The sequence below is a fragment of the Paraburkholderia bryophila genome, from assembly GCF_003269035.1.
Lineage (GTDB): Bacteria > Pseudomonadota > Gammaproteobacteria > Burkholderiales > Burkholderiaceae > Paraburkholderia > Paraburkholderia bryophila.
The window spans coordinates 25,011-41,158 of record NZ_QLTK01000018.1; the positions used below are offsets into that span (position 1 = coordinate 25,011).

The window sequence follows — 16,148 nt, forward strand, 5'->3', positions numbered from 1 at the left end:
TGAGAGAACCTCCACCAAAAAGGGGCTGCGCCTGAATCAGGCGCAGCCCCTTTCCATTCACTCGACGCCGGAGCGGCGTGGTTTGCGTGCGCAGCACGCAAACCACGCTGTGCCGTTTCTACAGAAACGCGCTGACGTCGGTATGAAAACGCACGGCCAACGCTTTGGCGACTTTTTTGCTGATTGCCCGCCGGCCGGCCAGGATATCGCTCACCACGGTGGGCGAAGCGATACCCATCAGATCCTTCTGCTTGAGCCCGTGCGTTTCCAGCAGATGCCGCAGCACCTCCCGCGGTTCGGCTTTAGGAATCTCGACGTGCTGCTCTTCCCAGCGTTCGATCAGGTCGGTCACGATCGCGAACAGATCGGAGAGCGGGTCCTCTTCAGTGCCATTCAGGTGATCGGCAAGCGAGTTGGCGAGGCGCACCATCTGCTGGTAGTCCAATTCGCTGCGGATGGGCGTGATCGGCAACTGGGTTTGCAGCGAGGCCCAGGTTTGAGCGATGTCGGGAAAAGCTCCCGGAAGGCGATCGGCATTCATGAGTTTAAATTCTTCCTCGTCCAAAGGTCGTACTCCGCATGCGTCAATACGTGACGAACGAATAACGACTGCCTGTTGTAGTGAATCGCCGCGACGATCCGGAACCGGTTGCCGCCTACATCGAAAACGGTGTATTGCGGCGGCACGTAGTCCGCGGAGGCGAACGTCTGCTTCAGGTCGTTATAGCCATACGCGAGGCAAGCCTGCGCCAGTGAATACCACGTCATTAGCGCACTGCGCGCGCCCGGATGTCTGTTTATAAAGTCCAGCAACGCTTTCTTTGAAATGACCCGCATTGGATTTCCTCGCATGGTTTGGCGTGCTGAACATGCACGCTCTACCTGCAAGGCTAAACAGTACGGTACGACGCCGATAGCTGGCCGGATGGCATAAGACAAAGGCCTGCTGGTCGGGTACTGCGATACGACAGAAAGCATTTTATCCGCGTAACGCGAACTTCGCAAGACGCGAATAATGAGACAATCTGGCGACGTCACCTAGCCGCGAATCGACGCGACCGCGTGCTTCAACGTCCCCAACTGCTTTCCTGTGCCGGTTCGCCAGGCCATCCCAGTTCGGGCGCGGCCAGATCGACCTCGTTGCGTTCCACGAGACCGAGTCGTTGGCGCAGCCCGCCCGCGGCGATCGTGCGCGTCACTTCGGCCATGAACGCGCGCCGGAACACCGCAGCCGAAAAACGCTCGGCGTTCGCGCGACAGGCGGCCGGCGTGATCTGATCACTTTGCCGTTCGAAGCGGTCGATCGCGCCGAGCATCGACACCACGGTCTGGCGCGCGAAATACACGCCCGTGGGATGCGGCTCGCCGATCGGCACCACCGTTTCGAGCGCGCCGCCCTTGCCGTAGGCGATCACGGGCGTGCCGCATGCCTGGGCCTCGAGCGGCACGATGCCGAAGTCTTCCTCGGCGGCGAACACGAACGCGCGCGCGCGTTGCAAATGATCCTTGAGCACCTCGAACGGCTGGTAGCCGAGAATCGTCACGTTCGGGCCGGCCTTGGCGCGAATCGCCGCCATTTCCGGCCCGTCGCCGATCACGATCAGTTTGCGGTGCGGCGTCGCGCTGAACGTCTCGACGATCAGATCGATGCGCTTATACGGCACCATTCGCGACGCGGTCAGATAGAAGTCTTCCTTGTTCGTGCACAGTTCGAATTCGTGCACGTCGACCGGCGGCGGTACCACGGCCGCGTCGCGCCGGTAAGTTTTCATCACACGCCGCGCGACGAATTGCGAATTGGCGATCAGGCGGTCGACGCCATTCGCCGAATGCGAGTCCCAGCCGCGCAGATAGTGCAGCAACGCGCGCGCGGCCCATGACTTCGGGCCGCTCAGCAGATTCGCTTCACGCAGATATTGATGCTGCAGATCCCACGCGTAGCGCATGGGCGAATGCACGTAGCTCACGTGGGTTTGATCCGGGCCGACCAGCACACCCTTGGCGACCGCGTAGGAGCTCGTAATGATCAGATCGTAGCCGGACAGATCGAACTGCTCGACCGCGAGCGGCATCAGCGCCAGATACGCGCGATAACGCCGCCGGGCGAACGGCAGACGCTGAATGAACGACGTGGTGACGGGCTTGCCGCCGAGCGGTCTGCGGTCTTCGAGGAAGTCGACAAGACTGAAAAGATCCGCGTCGGGAAAACATTCGATGATCTGTTCGAGCACCTTCTCGGCGCCACCCGGTGCGACGAGCCAGTCGTGCACGATCGCCACTCTCATGATCTCCCCACCTATTGATAGACGCCTCCAGGGCTTAGCGAAGAGTGTATGTGGCGCATCGTTTGCCGTGCGTGCGCGTGCCCACATTCGACACGCGACAGTGCGCGAATAATTGAGTCTCGCGCTTCGCCTCTTGCGAATCCACGCTTCTCAATCACTCGCCTTCCTATGCGCCCGACGATCGACGCTTCGCCTCTTGCCCATGCTTTGCCGCGTATTCCGCCCGTATCGATCGAGTCGACCGCTGCGTCGAATGCGTTGGGGGCTTCTGCTGTGCCTGTTGCGCCTCCTGCTGCGGACGTGGCGGCAATCAAAGGCATGTGTGCCGCAGCCGGGTCGCCGAGCGTGCTGTTCGTCGATCAAAGCGGCGAACTCGGCGGCGCCGAATTCGCACTACTGCAACTGGCCGGACACTGCGCCGCTCATAGCGAAGTCGTGCTGTTGTCCGACGGCCCGTTCCGTACGCGGCTCGAAGCGCTCGGCGCGCGCGTGCAGGTGATCAACGACGCGCGCGTCTCCGGCATCGCGCGGCAGGCTTCGGGCCTCGCCTGTCTGCGCGTCATACCCGGCATGTTTCGCCAGGTACGGGCGATCGCCGCGCGCGCACGCCATTTCGACGTGCTGTTTCTCAATACGCAAAAGGCGCTGGTGCTCGGCGTGCTCGGCAAACCGCTGCATCGCAAACCAGTCATCTGGTATCAGCACGATATTCTCACGCGCAACCATTTCGGCCGCGTGCAGTTGAATGTCGTCAAATGGCTGGTGCGTTTCGCGGTCGATCAGGTGGTGGTGAATTCGCAGGCCTCGGCGCGCTCGCTCGCGGCGTTGACGGGTATGGCGGCGGACTCGGTACCGGTGATCTACAACGGCATCGATGCGGCCGCGTTCAGTCTTGTGGAAGGTGCCGATGGCGCCGACGGTACCGGCGTCGCCCCGTTGCGGCGACGGCTCGGTCTGCCCGCCGATGCATGGCTCGCGGGTCTGTTCAGCCGGCTCGCGCCGTGGAAAGGCCAGCATATCGCGCTCGACGCCATCGCCCGTTTGCCCGACGCGCATCTGGTGCTGGTCGGCGCACCGCTGTTCGGCGAGGACGCGTACGCGCAGCGTTTACACGAACAGGCAGCCGCGCTCGGCATTGCGGATCGTGTCCATTTCGCGGGCTTTCAGGACGACGTGCCCGCGTGGATGAGCGCGATGGATGTGATCCTGCATACGTCGACGGAACCGGAGCCGTTTGGGCGGGTGATCGTCGAAGGCATGGCGGCAGCGCGTCCGGTGATTGCGGCGGCGGCGGGTGGCGTGACCGAGATCGTGCGGCATCGGCAGAATGGCTGGCTGGTGGAGCCTGGCGATGTCGACGCATTGGTGAAGGCGATCGACGCGTTGCGAGCCGATCCCGTCCTCGCGCAGCGGCTTGCGCGACAGGCGCGGGACGATGCACGGTCGGCGTTTTCGGTGGAGCAGTATCTGGAGAAGATGACGCAGGCGATCCGGCAGGCTGCGCGTTGAGGTGGGTAGAAGCGTGGGTTGGTGCGCGGGACGCGGCGCCAGTAGATGGGCTAACCGCCGTGGGCTTCTGGAAGGAAACCCACTGAAGAATACGCGCGTGAGCCTTTCTCGACAGACTCACGCGCGGTTCAATCGAAGCTCGATCAGTCCCGGCCGTACTCGATCGTTTCAACGCCGGTGTCCGTGCCGAGCAGGCACAGATTCGCGCCACGTCCCGCGAACAGACCTACGGTCACCACACCCGGCCATGCGTTGATATGCATTTCCAGCGCGCGCGGGTCGCTAATGCGCAGACCTTTGACATCGATGATTTCGTTACCGTTATCGGTAATGAACGGCACACCTTCTTTCGTCACACGGACGACCGGCACACCGCCGAGCGCGGTGATGCGGCGGCCGATCGCGGTACGCGCCATCGGCACCACTTCGATCGGCAGCGGGAAGTTGCCGAGCGTGTCGACCAGCTTGCTCGCATCTGCAATGCAGACGAATACGTCCGACACCGACGCGACGATTTTCTCGCGCGTCAGCGCGCCGCCGCCGCCCTTGATCATCGCGCCGCTGTGGTCGATCTCGTCGGCGCCGTCCACGTACACGCGCAGCGAATCGATTTCGTTCAGGTCGAGCACCTTGAAGCCGTGCGATTGCAAACGCGCGGTGGTGGCGAGCGAGCTCGACACCGCGCCGCGATAGCGCGACTTGCTGGCGGCCAACGCGTCGATGAAACAGTTCGCGGTGGAGCCGGTGCCGACACCGATGATCGAGCCTTCGGGCACGGTGGCGTTCACGTAGTCGGCGGCGGCCTGGCCGACCAGTTGCTTGAGTTCGTCTTGAGTCATGGGAGAGGCTGGCTTGCAGTAAAAACCGCTAGTTTACCGGAGTGACCTACGCGCGCTCGGGGATTACTTCTTCTTCACCGACCGCTGACGCACGGCTTCGTACAGACACACGCCGCTCGCCACGGAAACATTCAGACTCTCCACCGTCCCCGCCATGGGAATCTGCATGACCATATCGCAGGTGTCGCGCGTGAGACGGCGCATGCCCTCGCCTTCCGCACCCATCACCAACGCGACCGGGCCATCCAGTTCCGTTTCGTACAGGCTCTTGGTCGCCTCGTCCGCCGTGCCGACCACCCACACGCCGGCATCTTTCAACTCACGCAGCGCGCGCGCCAGGTTCGTCACGGTGATGTACGGCACCGTGTCGGCGGCGCCGCTCGCGACCTTCGCCGCCGTCGCGTTCAATCCGACCGCGCGATCGCGCGGCGCAATCACCGCATGCGCGCCAGCGGCATCCGCCACCCGCAGACACGCGCCGAGGTTGTGCGGATCGGTCACGCCGTCCAGCACCAGAATCAGCGCCGAACCGTTGATACCGTCGAGCAGTTCCGCGAGGTTCTGCGCGAGCGGCATGTCGGTTGCGCGCGCAACCACGCCCTGGTGACGCTCCGTGTGCGAGAGGCCCCACAGACGCGTTTCGTCGGCGGCGATCAGACGCACGCCGGCTTCTTTCGCCGCGTGCAGAAACTCGGTCATGCGACGATCCTTGCGCGTGGCGTCGTAATAGACCTCTTCGACCGTCGACGCGTCGTGACGCATACGCGCGGTCACTGCGTGGAAACCGTATAAAACCTTGAGACGTGACATGACTGATACAACCTTTGATTGAGCGCGACTGCAACGCGCGCTGCTGTGATGAAGACGAGCTTGAGTATTTGGCAAGGCGCTTCGTTACGCCACCCGTTTGCAGGTTTCGCTCGAGTACTTGACCGCGTTAAAACGAACACCGCGCGCAACCGGTACGTTGCTCCGTACCCGATGCGCGCGGTTCTAAAACAAGGCCGCTTCAGCGCTTCTTGCGAGCCTGCGATTTCGCTGCCGGTTTGGCCGCAGCGCCATGCTTCTTCGCCGCGCCGCGCGCCGCGCGTGCTTCCTTGACCGCAGCGGTTTGCGCAGGCGCGGCCTTCTTGCGCCGTGCTCCCGGCGCGGAGGCGTTACCACCGGCGCCACCGTCCATGGGCGGCAACGAGCGCACGCGCGCCCCGCCGCTTTCACCCGACGACTTGTCGGCCAACGCCGCACGCGCTGCCGGCGGCTTGATCGGCGTATCGCGCACGAGGCGGAAGTCGATCTTGCGCGCATCCAGATCGACGCGGCTCACCTGCACGCGCACACGGTCCGACAAACGGTAGCGGATGCCGGTACGCTCGCCGCGCAACTCGTTCTTGATCTCGTCGTACTGGAAGTAATCCGAGCCGAGTTCGGTGACGTGCACGAGGCCCTCGATAAAGAGCGAATCGAGCTGCACGAAAATGCCGAACGACGTGACGCCGTTCACCATGCCGCCGTACTCTTCGCCGAGCTTGTCGCGCATGAAGTAGCACTTCAGCCAGGCTTCGACGTCGCGCGAGGCTTCGTCGGCGCGGCGTTCGTTGGCCGAGCAATGCAGCCCGAGCTCTTCCCAGATCGCCACGTTGTTCGCGCGCGCGCGGCCGCGTTTTTCCTCGTCGGACTGCTGCATGGCGCGAGCACGCGGCGACAGCGCCGTATTCAACTCGACGCCTTGCGGCGGCTCCGGCTGATACTTGCGGCCCTGCAGGATCGCGTAGATCGCGCGGTGCGTGAGCAGGTCGGGATAACGGCGGATCGGACTCGTGAAGTGGGCATACGCCTCATACGCGAGACCGAAGTGGCCGATGTTGTCCGGGCTGTAGACCGCTTGCTGCATGGAGCGCAGCAGCATGGTTTGCAGCATCTGCGCGTCGGGCCGCTCGCGGATCTGCGCCATCAGCGCGGCGTAGTCGCTGGCATGCGGTTTGTCGCCGCCGGCTAGCGAAAGGCCCATACCGCGCAGGAACGTGCGCAGATTCTCGAGCTTTTCAGCGGTCGGACCCGCGTGGACGCGGAACAGACCCGGATGCTTGTTGCGCTTGAGGAAGTCGGCCGCGCAGACGTTCGCGGCCAGCATGCATTCCTCGATCAGCTTGTGCGCGTCGTTGCGGGTGCGCGGGATGATCTGTTCGATCTTGCCCTGCGCATTGCAGACGATGTAAGTCTCGGTCGTGTCGAAGTCGATCGCGCCGCGTTTCTGACGCGCCGCGAACAGCGACTTGTAGACGCCGTACAGATTCTGCAACTGCGGCAGTAACGCAGCGCGGCGCGTGGCCTCCGGACCTTTGGTGTTTTTCAGCACCGCGGCGACTTCCGTATAGGTCAGACGCGCGGCGGAATTGATCACGCCGGGATAGAACTGATACGCCTTCACTTCGCCACGTGCGGTGACGATCATGTCGCACACCAGCACGCAACGGTCGACGTGCGGATTCAGCGAACACAAGCCGTTCGACAGTTTCTCCGGCAGCATTGGAATCACCCGGCGCGGGAAATACACCGAGGTGCTGCGTTCGATCGCGTCGGCGTCGAGCCCGCTCTTCGGATGCACGTAATGCGACACGTCCGCGATCGCGACGATCAGACGGAAGCCCTCGCCACGACCCACCTGCACCGGCTCGCAGTACACGGCGTCGTCGAAGTCGCGGGCGTCTTCGCCGTCGATCGTGACGAGCGGCACGTCGCGCAGATCGATGCGATGCCGCGCGTCGACCGGGCGCACTTCGTCAGGGAGTTTGGCGGCTTCGTCGAGCGCGGCCTGGCTGAACTCGTGCGGCACGCCGTATTTGCGCACCGCGATTTCGATTTCCATGCCGGGGTCGTCGATATCGCCGAGCACTTCCACCACGCGGCCGAGCGGCTGCGAATGACGGCTCGGGAAATCGGTCAGCTCGACCACCACCACCTGGCCGACCTTGGCCTTCCTGGTGTTCTGCTGGATCAGGATGTCATGGCCGATGCGCTTGTCTTCAGGCGCCACGATCAGCGCGCCGTTCTCGCTCAGCAAACGGCCGATCACGCGCTTGTTGGCGCGGTCCGTGACCTCGACGACATGCCCTTCCGGACGCCCACGCCGGTCATAGCCGACGATGCGCGCAAGCACGCGGTCGTTGTGCATGACCTTCTGCATTTCGCCGGTGGGCAGGAACAGATCGTCCTGGCCGTCGTCGCGAATCAGGAAACCGAAACCGTCGCGATGACCTTGTACCCGGCCCGCGACGAAGTTCGACGGATGCGTGAGTTGATAGAGATTGCGCTGATCGAGCCGGATCTGGCCGTCGCGCTCCATGGCGCCTAAGCGCTTGAAAAATCCTTCGCGTTCCTGGCGTTTGATCGACAGGGCTTCGGCGATGTCGTTCGCGGCAAGTGGCGCTTCGCTCGTGCGCAGGACGCCCAGAATTTCTTCGCGGCTTGGAATCGGATACGGGAATTTGCTCAAGGGCTTGTCGATGATTTTTTCTCGTTGCATGGACGTCGGTCGGCGATGTGGCTCGGCTTTAGGAAGCGTTTGCTTGGCGCTTGAGTTGCACTTGCGATTGCACAGGAAAGACTCTCTCGGGTCCGGCTCGTTCAAGGCTGAGTCCGACGGGCGTGTGTGCACCGTGCCAACGAACTACTGCGAGGCATTCTAACACCCGTCTCGCGCGCCAAGCGGCCCGTCAATAGTCGCTGTGCCGTCGATATGGCGTCGCCGCGAAAGACGTGCGGACCCGCTATCGCGATGTTTAAGCAAGTTCTTAGAAACTTCCCAGAAACGCTTGACAGGCCTGAATCGGTCGCTATAATGGCGTTCTTTGCTGTTCATCACCTGCCCAGGTGGCGAAATTGGTAGACGCACTAGGTTCAGGTCCTAGCGGTGGCAACACTGTGGAGGTTCGAGTCCTCTCTTGGGCACCAGATTCAAAAGTAAAGCCGCCTCCGGGCGGCTTTACTATTTGTGTGAGGCTGGTTGATACGGCTCATGTTGTTCGGAACCGATCAGCTCGTTTTCATGAAGTTGGCAGGACGGTAGTCGGTGGTGAAGTCTCACTTCGCCGCCCGATTTAACCGGGCGATTGAAGCAGCGAAGTTTGTTTGTCGGCAGGGTTGACACGCTGAATCTTCACGCTAAAATAGCGGTCTAGTTTGAAGACGTGCCCAGGTGGCGGAATTGGTAGACGCACTAGGTTCAGGTCCTAGCGGTGGCAACACCGTGGAGGTTCGAGTCCTCTCCTGGGCACCACAAGTTGTTCCGGCTTAAGCCGAAAGTAGTTCGAGAAACCCCGTAAGATTAATTGTCTTACGGGGTTTTTTGTTGTCCAAAGATTTTAGCAAGCGCGATATTCGCCAGCGCAAAAGACCCTATCGCGCGTTACTCCCCGCCCCGCCATTGAAACCGAAACCCAACTGCAGCGACGGCAACCATTTCGCGCAGGCCTGAAAACCCAGATACGCACCGCCGACCGCGAACAGCACCGGGACCAGAAAATCCTGGCTCACACGCGTAAATTCGAACATCAGCACGACCGCCGTAATCGGCATCTGCATCGACGCGGCCAGGAACGCCGTCGCGCCGACCACTGCGAAGCCGCCCAACGAAGCGCCCGGCCAGAACAGACTCCACAGTCCGCCGAGCACGATCGCGAGCAAGGCGCCATTCGCGAGCCCCGGCGTCAGCAAGCCGCCCTCCGCGCCCGCGCGCAAACTGCTGACGGTGATCACGACCTTCAGCACCAGCAGCATCGCGGCGAGGCCGATCGTCAAGCCGCCGTCGAACGCGAGACCCGCCGGTCCTTTGCCGTTGCCGAGCAGTTGCGGAAAATGCATGGCCAGCACGCCGATGATCGCGAAGTTCAACAGCGACAACACCGGCAGACGCCAATCCTTCGGCGCCGCTGCGCGCGAACGCTTCGTGAGTTCGGCGAAACCCCATGCGGCTGCGCCGAAAATCGGCCCGCACACCACCGACCACGTCACCAGCGAAGCGCTCAACGTCAGCGACGGCACCAGATACTGATGCTCGTTGCCCAACCCCGCCTGCGCGACCAGCGCGGCCACCGCCGACGTCACGATCGCCGGCACCAACGCCGTCCAGCCGAACATGCCGAGCAGTACTTCGAGCACGAACACCGCGCCGCCGAGCGGCACGTTATAGACCGCGGCGAGACCCGCGCCCGCACCGCACGCCACCATGATGCGGCTCTGTGCGACCGACAAACCCGCACGCCGCGACAACCAGCCCGCCAGCATCGAGCCGATTTCACGCGGCGCGACCTCACGGCCGAGCGGCGAACCCAAGGCGACGGTGACGATCTGCAGCACGGCGTGGACGGTCGTGCTCAACAGCGGCATGGACGGATCGTCGGATTTGACGGCTTGCCGGATGCTCACGAGCGGACGGCCAAAACGGTACAGCGCCCACCAGCCGAACCCCGCCACCAACCCGCACAGCGTCAGCACCAGCAGGCGACGCTCGGGCGCCGCCGCGCTCACGCCCTGCAGAAAACTTTCACCGCTGATCAGATGCGTGACGCTATAACCGTACGCGAGGTGCTGAATGCCGTGCAGCAGGAGCGCGAGCAACATGCCGCCAAGACCCGCGCCGAGACCGGTCAGCAACGTAACCGCGGCCAACGCCGGCAATGAGCCCTGGTTGCGGCGTACGGATGGTGAAGCGATGGATTTGACGGACATGGCGCGTAGGCAAAAGCGAAGTGGAGAGAATCCCGGCATGTTATTTCGCAACGCAACATGAGTCCAATTGATTTTTAATCTCGACTAATGCGCTATACGCATAGGTTGAGTGAACCTGTGGCTTGCCAATCTGCCTTCCACAGTTCATCCGCCGAACCGGTATTGAATTTACATTACAAATAACTAACTTAAATCCAAACTAAATTACTACAATAATTACATTAACCAAACATAAAGCCTGCATCGCAATGCGATATCAAATCCGTTCCAGGGATTAATACGGATAAAAGCGCGTTCATTCATGCAAGCGCTTAACGCTCGGCGTACACTCGCTCGAAGCCCATGCCACGGGGCTGCGGGGCTGCAGAGCCGCCCGTCGTGAAACACGGGTAATTGGGGACTCAGGAGAACAATCAATGAGCTGGACACGGGAACAGAGAAACGTCACGATCGCCGCCTATCTGGGCTGGACCCTCGACGCATTCGATTTCTTTCTAATGGTGTTCGTATTGAAAGATATCGCGGCGGAGTTCAATACGAAAATCCCGGCGGTTGCCTTCGGCATCATGCTGACCTTGATGATGCGTCCGGTCGGCGCATTGATTTTCGGCTGGCTCGCCGACAAATACGGCCGCCGTCCCACGCTGATGGTCAACATCGCTTGCTTCTCGCTGCTGGAATTGCTGTCCGGCTTCTCGCCGAATCTGACCACCCTGCTCGTGCTGCGCGCGTTGTTCGGTATCGCGATGGGCGGCGAATGGGGTGTCGGCGGCGCATTGACCATGGAAACCGTGCCGCCGAAGTCGCGCGGCTTCGTTTCCGGTCTGCTGCAGGCCGGCTACCCGAGCGGTTACCTGCTCGCGTCGGTGGTGTTCGGCGTGTTCTATCAATACATCGGCTGGCGCGGCATGTTCTTCGTCGGCGTGTTGCCCGCGCTGCTCGTGCTGTATGTGCGCGCGCACGTGCCGGAATCGCCCGCGTTCCAGACGCTCGAAAAGAAAGCCCGTCCGGGCCTGGTGGCCACGCTCAAGCAGAACGTCGGGCTGTCGATCTACGCGATCATTTTGATGACCGCGTTCAACTTCTTCTCGCACGGCTCGCAGGATCTGTATCCGACCTTCCTGCGCGTGCAGCATCAGTTCGACGCGCATACGGTGTCGTGGATCACGATCACGCTGAACGTCGGCGCGATTTGCGGCGGGCTGTTCTTCGGCTCGCTGTCGGAGAGGATCGGCCGCAAGCGCGCCATCTTCATCGCCGCGCTGATCGCGTTGCCGGTGCTGCCGCTGTGGGCGTTTTCGAGCACGCCGATTCTGCTCGCGCTCGGCGCGTTCCTGATGCAGATCTCCGTGCAAGGCGCATGGGGTGTCATTCCGGTTCACCTGAACGAAATCTCGCCCGATGAAATCCGCGCTACGTTCCCCGGTCTCGTGTATCAGCTCGGCAATCTGATCGCCTCGGTGAACGGCCCGCTGCAAGCGAGCGCTGCGGAAGCGCACGGCAACAACTACGCGCTGATCATGGGCACGGTGATCGGCATCGTCGCGGTGGTGATCGCGGTGCTGATTCCGTTTAGCCGCGAGCGTCGCGGCATCGACATGACGCAGTCGGCGAAAGAGGCCGTGGCCTAGATTCAAGCGTTCGAACTAAACAGCTATTTTGCCGGCCCACTCGCCGTCGCATTAGGGCACAATAGGCACAAAGGCGGCTCGATCCGCCACGACGAGAAGCCAGCGTCGCCAACAGAATGCAGCAGTAAGCCGGGCCAAAAGCAGGACCAATCAGAGTAGCAACGCCATACGAGGCCGTTCCGATTTCGATCGGAACGGCCTTTTTTATTTCCGCGCGTTTTGACGCACCGCGCAAACCGGGAAAGCCAGACTTTCGTCAGGTCTTCTAGAGGAGTTAGTCCACAGCGGACACTTGATCGCAGTCCTCATTCTTCTTATCCTGAAAAAAACGGCTGTTTCAAATCAACATTTGAATCGCTTGTTTGCGGGCCGGACGCCCGGCAACTGGGAGACGCAACATGGCAGTTCGCACAACAGGCCGGCACGCCGGCGATACGAAGTCCCGCATCCTCGACGCCGCCGAAACCCTCTTTATCGAATGCGGCTACGAGGCGATGTCGCTGCGCCAGATTACTTCGCGTGCCGAAGTGAATCTCGCGGCGGTCAACTATCACTTCGGCAGCAAGGAATCGCTGATTCACTCGATGCTGTCGCGCCGCCTCGACAGGCTGAATCAGGAGCGCCTCAAACTGCTCGATCGCTTCGACGAAATGCTCGGCGCGCGTCTGACCTGCGAGCACGTGCTCGGCGCGATGTTCATTCCGGCACTGCGTCTGTCGCGCGATCCGCGGGTGGGCGGCAAGGCGTTTCTGCGCTTGCTGGGGCGCGCGTACACGGACCCGTCGTCGTTCATTCGCGACTTTCTGAATGCGCATTACGAGTCGGTGGCGGTGCGCTTTTTCGACGCGTTCCAGCGGGCGCTGCCGCATCTGCCGCGCGAGGAACTCGGCTGGCGTCTGCACTTCGCGATCGGCGCGTTGTCGGGTGTGCTGGCGGGCACCGATACCGACAGCCTGATCTCCGAGTTCTCGCAGGGCAAGTCGATGAACGATCTGCAGTTGATCGCGCGTCTGGCGTCGCTGATGGTGGCCGCGCTCAAGGCGCCGCTGCCCGACAGCACGCAACTGGCCGCGTTCGCCGCGGTGCTGGGCGACGCGACGGAGAGCGGTGTGGATTGTCCGCTGGAAAGCGCCGCGCAGGCGGCGAGCCCGGCCGGCGCGATGCGATCGACGGAGCAAGGCGCAATGCAGTCGACGGAATCCGATTCAACGGATGCGCGAGACGGCGAACGCCGCGGCGGCACCATGGACGCCAGTTCGTTTCAACACGCGCTGCACGGCACGGCTTAAGCGCAACCGCATGCGGATCAACGCAAAAGCAAGGCAAAAGCAACGCCAAAGCAATACGTCGGGCAGATCAACGTGGACGGCACCGTAACGGTCCGTCCACGCAAAACGCGGAATGAAACGTGCTCATGAAAATACCCGAGTCGAACGGCCCGTCTAAAACCCGCACCTAAGCGACGTCGCGGTGTCGAACCAGGAACCAGTAACCGAATCAAGACACCGGCAACGCCGCCCGCGAACCGAAGCAACGGAATCAACAGAATCAACAGAACGCGAGCCCGTCCGCGCCCCGTGGAGGCGTTCGCACGCACCATCGAAACAGGAGGAAACGTCATGCCGTGGTTCATCCTAGTGCTCGTCATTGCCGCCCTGGCGCTCGTCTACGTTCAGGCGCGCGCTGCCTGGTGGCTGGCCTTCCTGATCGTCTGGGTCGCGGCCGCGCATATCAGCGGCGCAGCGGGCCCGGTGGCGACGACGTTGCTTGCGATTGTGTTCGTCCTCCCCGCCCTCGTCCTCGCGGTGAAGCCGCTGCGTCGCGCGTGGCTCGCGAAACCCGTGCTCGACGTGTTCCGCAAGATCCTGCCGGAGATGTCGCCGACCGAACGCGACGCGATCGAGGCCGGCACGGTCTGGTGGGACGCTGAACTGTTCTCGGGACGCCCGCACTGGGACACGCTGCTCGGCTACGGTCCCGCCACGCTGACGGCGGAAGAACAGGCGTTCCTCGACGTCGAATGCGAACGGCTCTGCGATCTCGCGAACGACTGGGAAACGACCATGGTCTGGCAGGACCTGTCGCCGCAAACCTGGCAATACATCAAGGAACGCGGCTTTCTCGGCATGATCATTCCGAAGCAGTACGGCGGCAAACAGTTCTCCGCGTATGCGCATTCGCAGGTCATCATGAAGCTCGCCACGCGCTGCTCGGCCGCCGCCGTCTCGGTGATGGTGCCGAACTCGCTCGGCCCCGCCGAACTGCTGATGCATTACGGCACCGAAGAGCAAAAGAACCACTATCTGCCACGCCTCGCGCGCGGTGAAGAAATCCCCTGCTTCGCATTGACGAGTCCGTACGCGGGTTCGGACGCCGCAGCGATTCCCGACCTCGGCATCGTCTGCAAGGGCCTGTTCGAAGGCCGTGAAACGCTCGGCTTTCGCGTCACCTGGGACAAGCGCTACATCACGCTCGGCCCGATCGCGACCGTGCTCGGTCTCGCGTTCCGCGCGCTCGATCCGGACCATCTGCTCGGCCCGAACGACGAACCCGGCATTACCTGCGCGCTGATTCCGACCGACCATCCGGGCGTGAATATCGGCCGCCGTCACTGGCCGTTGAACGCGGTGTTCCAGAACGGCCCGAACTCCGGCAAGGACGTCTTCATCCCGCTCGACTGGGTGATCGGCGGTCGCGCGCAGGTCGGCAACGGCTGGCGCATGCTGATGGAATGTCTCGCGGCGGGCCGGGCGATTTCGCTGCCGTCGTCGAACGTGGGCATGGCGAAAATCGCCGTGCGCGGCACCGGCGCCTACGCGGCGGTACGCCGCCAGTTCCGCACCGCCGTCGGCAAGTTCGAGGGCGTGCAGGAAGCACTCGGCCGCATGGGCGGCAACCTGTACGTGATGGACGCCGCGCGGCGGCTATCCGCGCACGCGGTCGATCTCGGCGAAAAGCCGTCGGTGATTTCGGCGATCGCCAAGTATCACATCACCGAGCGCGCCCGTATGGTCATCAACGACGGCATGGACATCGCCGCCGGCAAGGGCATCTGCATGGGGCCGTCGAACTTTCTCGCGCGCGCCTATCAGCAGGTGCCGATCGCGATCACCGTGGAAGGCGCGAACATTCTCACGCGCTGCCTGATCATCTTCGGTCAGGGCGCGATTCGTTGTCATCCGTACGTGCTGAAGGAAATGGCCGCGACCCGCGAAACCGATCACGCCAAGGCACTGCGCGATTTCGACGACGCCTTCTTCGGCCACGTCGGCTTCACGCTCTCCAACGTGGTGCGCAGTCTGGTCTACGGCATCACGGGCGGCGCGGTGATCGCCGCGCCGCGCACGGCGTACGCACCGCTGCACGCGTACTACCGCGCGGCCACCCGTCTGTCGACCGCCTTCGCGCTACTCGCCGACGTCTCCATGTTCGTGCTCGGCGGCGATCTGAAGCGTCGTGAACGTATCTCCGGACGGCTCGGCGACGTGCTATCGCAGCTCTATCTGATTTCGGCAACGCTCAAGCGTTTCGAGGACGAAGGCCGTCAGCAGGACGACCTGCCGTTGGTGCGCTGGGGCGTCGAAGATTCGCTGTACAAGGCGCAACACGCACTCGACGGCGTGCTCGCCAACTATCCGAACCGTCTCGCCGCAGGCCTCGTGCGCGCGCTCGCGTTCCCGTTCGGACTGCCGTACCGCGAGCCGTCCGACCGTCTCGGCAGCGAGATCGCCGAGTTGATGCAGACGCCCGGCGCGGCACGCGAGCGCCTGGTGTCGGACTCGTACGTGCCGCACCCGGACGTGGATGCGCTCGGCTACGGCGAACTGGTGTTCCAGTTGAACCCGCGCTTCACGCAGATCGAGCAAAAGCTGCGCGACGCCGTCAAGCAGGGCCTGCTCGAGCCGATGCCGCAGAGCCTGCCGCAACTGGGCGCGTGGACCGACGTGGCGCAGCGTCAAGGCCTGATCGACGCCGACGAGCGCCGCGTGCTGGACGACTATGCACGCTATGGCGCGCACGTCGTGAAGGTCGACGACTTCCCGGCCGACTTCGACCTGTTCGAGAGTTTGCAGAAGCGCAAGGAATCGCTCGACAAGGCACTGGAACTGGCGGCCTGAGCGCCACCAGAACCGTATGAAAAAAACATCCCGGGATGG

Annotated in this window: 11 protein-coding genes and 2 tRNA genes; 6 read left to right on the forward strand and 7 right to left on the reverse strand. The window is 62.7% G+C overall.

The genetic code is table 11. The features are described 5' to 3' along the window. Positions 1-118 precede the first annotated feature (118 nt). From BX591_RS23150 to BX591_RS23160, 3 genes are all read right to left on the reverse strand, one after another. A complete protein-coding gene (locus BX591_RS23150) occupies positions 119-541 on the reverse strand; it encodes a helix-turn-helix domain-containing protein (RefSeq protein WP_111933636.1) in 423 nt (140 codons plus the stop codon). Then, entirely contained in the window at positions 538-978 is a 441-nt protein-coding gene (locus BX591_RS23155) for a type II toxin-antitoxin system HigB family toxin (protein ID WP_244147095.1), read from the reverse strand. The genes BX591_RS23150 and BX591_RS23155 overlap by 4 nt, the downstream gene beginning before the upstream one ends. Positions 979-1,067: 89 nt before the next feature. Next, positions 1,068-2,285: a glycosyltransferase family 4 protein gene (locus tag BX591_RS23160; RefSeq protein WP_111933638.1), complete on the reverse strand. Its 1,218-nt coding sequence runs from the start codon at positions 2,283-2,285 to the stop codon at positions 1,068-1,070. 168 nt (positions 2,286-2,453) lie between these two features. On the opposite strand from BX591_RS23160, the gene BX591_RS23165 reads away from it, so the two are divergent. Then, positions 2,454-3,794 carry a glycosyltransferase family 4 protein gene (locus tag BX591_RS23165; RefSeq protein ID WP_111933639.1) on the forward strand — a complete coding sequence of 447 codons (1,341 nt, stop codon included), beginning with the start codon at positions 2,454-2,456 and terminating at the stop codon, positions 3,792-3,794. A 143-nt stretch (positions 3,795-3,937) separates the two neighbouring features. Here the strand turns inward: BX591_RS23165 and rpiA are convergent, their stop codons facing one another. The 3 genes from rpiA to rnr form a co-directional block, all read right to left on the reverse strand. Beyond that, positions 3,938-4,633: a ribose-5-phosphate isomerase RpiA gene (gene rpiA, locus BX591_RS23170; protein ID WP_111933640.1), complete on the reverse strand. Its 696-nt coding sequence runs from the start codon at positions 4,631-4,633 to the stop codon at positions 3,938-3,940. Positions 4,634-4,696: 63 nt separating this feature from the next. Next, positions 4,697-5,443, reverse strand: a complete 747-nt coding sequence (rlmB, locus tag BX591_RS23175; protein ID WP_111933641.1) for a 23S rRNA (guanosine(2251)-2'-O)-methyltransferase RlmB — start codon at positions 5,441-5,443, stop codon at positions 4,697-4,699. A 199-nt stretch (positions 5,444-5,642) separates the two neighbouring features. Continuing rightward, positions 5,643-8,156 carry a ribonuclease R gene (gene rnr, locus BX591_RS23180; RefSeq protein WP_111933642.1) on the reverse strand — a complete coding sequence of 838 codons (2,514 nt, stop codon included), beginning with the start codon at positions 8,154-8,156 and terminating at the stop codon, positions 5,643-5,645. Positions 8,157-8,497: 341 nt separating this feature from the next. On the opposite strand from rnr, the gene BX591_RS23185 reads away from it, so the two are divergent. Together BX591_RS23185 and BX591_RS23190 are read left to right on the forward strand one after the other, a co-directional pair. Continuing rightward, positions 8,498-8,584, forward strand: a tRNA-Leu gene (locus tag BX591_RS23185). A gap of 238 nt (positions 8,585-8,822) precedes the next feature. Beyond that, positions 8,823-8,909: transfer RNA gene (locus BX591_RS23190), tRNA-Leu, on the forward strand. A gap of 119 nt (positions 8,910-9,028) precedes the next feature. Here the strand turns inward: BX591_RS23190 and BX591_RS23195 are convergent. Continuing rightward, positions 9,029-10,360: a chloride channel protein gene (locus tag BX591_RS23195; RefSeq protein ID WP_111933643.1), complete on the reverse strand. Its 1,332-nt coding sequence runs from the start codon at positions 10,358-10,360 to the stop codon at positions 9,029-9,031. 416 nt (positions 10,361-10,776) lie between these two features. Between BX591_RS23195 and BX591_RS23200 the strand changes: the two genes are divergently transcribed. The 3 genes from BX591_RS23200 to BX591_RS23210 all read left to right on the forward strand — a co-directional run bounded on the left by BX591_RS23200 (position 10,777) and on the right by BX591_RS23210 (position 16,109). Beyond that, complete coding sequence (locus tag BX591_RS23200) at positions 10,777-11,991, forward strand: MFS transporter (RefSeq protein ID WP_111933644.1); 1,215 nt, start codon at positions 10,777-10,779, stop codon at positions 11,989-11,991. A gap of 398 nt (positions 11,992-12,389) precedes the next feature. After that, complete coding sequence (locus tag BX591_RS23205; RefSeq protein ID WP_111933645.1) at positions 12,390-13,280, forward strand: TetR/AcrR family transcriptional regulator; 891 nt, start codon at positions 12,390-12,392, stop codon at positions 13,278-13,280. 330 nt (positions 13,281-13,610) lie between these two features. Continuing rightward, positions 13,611-16,109, forward strand: coding sequence for an acyl-CoA dehydrogenase (locus BX591_RS23210; protein ID WP_111933646.1), 2,499 nt, complete (start codon positions 13,611-13,613; stop codon positions 16,107-16,109). Positions 16,110-16,148: the final 39 nt, after the last annotated feature.

Coding starts and splice junctions, on each gene's coding strand:
- BX591_RS23155 (WP_244147095.1), bottom strand. CDS start 978: ATGCTTTCTGTCGTATCGCAGTACCCGACCAGCAGGCCTTTGTCTTAT.
- BX591_RS23195 (WP_111933643.1), bottom strand. CDS start 10,360: ATGTCCGTCAAATCCATCGCTTCACCATCCGTACGCCGCAACCAGGGC.
- rlmB (WP_111933641.1), bottom strand. CDS start 5,443: ATGTCACGTCTCAAGGTTTTATACGGTTTCCACGCAGTGACCGCGCGT.
- BX591_RS23165 (WP_111933639.1), top strand. CDS start 2,454: ATGCGCCCGACGATCGACGCTTCGCCTCTTGCCCATGCTTTGCCGCGT.
- BX591_RS23200 (WP_111933644.1), top strand. CDS start 10,777: ATGAGCTGGACACGGGAACAGAGAAACGTCACGATCGCCGCCTATCTG.
- rpiA (WP_111933640.1), bottom strand. CDS start 4,633: ATGACTCAAGACGAACTCAAGCAACTGGTCGGCCAGGCCGCCGCCGAC.
- BX591_RS23210 (WP_111933646.1), top strand. CDS start 13,611: ATGCCGTGGTTCATCCTAGTGCTCGTCATTGCCGCCCTGGCGCTCGTC.
- BX591_RS23205 (WP_111933645.1), top strand. CDS start 12,390: ATGGCAGTTCGCACAACAGGCCGGCACGCCGGCGATACGAAGTCCCGC.
- rnr (WP_111933642.1), bottom strand. CDS start 8,156: ATGCAACGAGAAAAAATCATCGACAAGCCCTTGAGCAAATTCCCGTAT.
- BX591_RS23150 (WP_111933636.1), bottom strand. CDS start 541: ATGAATGCCGATCGCCTTCCGGGAGCTTTTCCCGACATCGCTCAAACC.
- BX591_RS23160 (WP_111933638.1), bottom strand. CDS start 2,285: ATGAGAGTGGCGATCGTGCACGACTGGCTCGTCGCACCGGGTGGCGCC.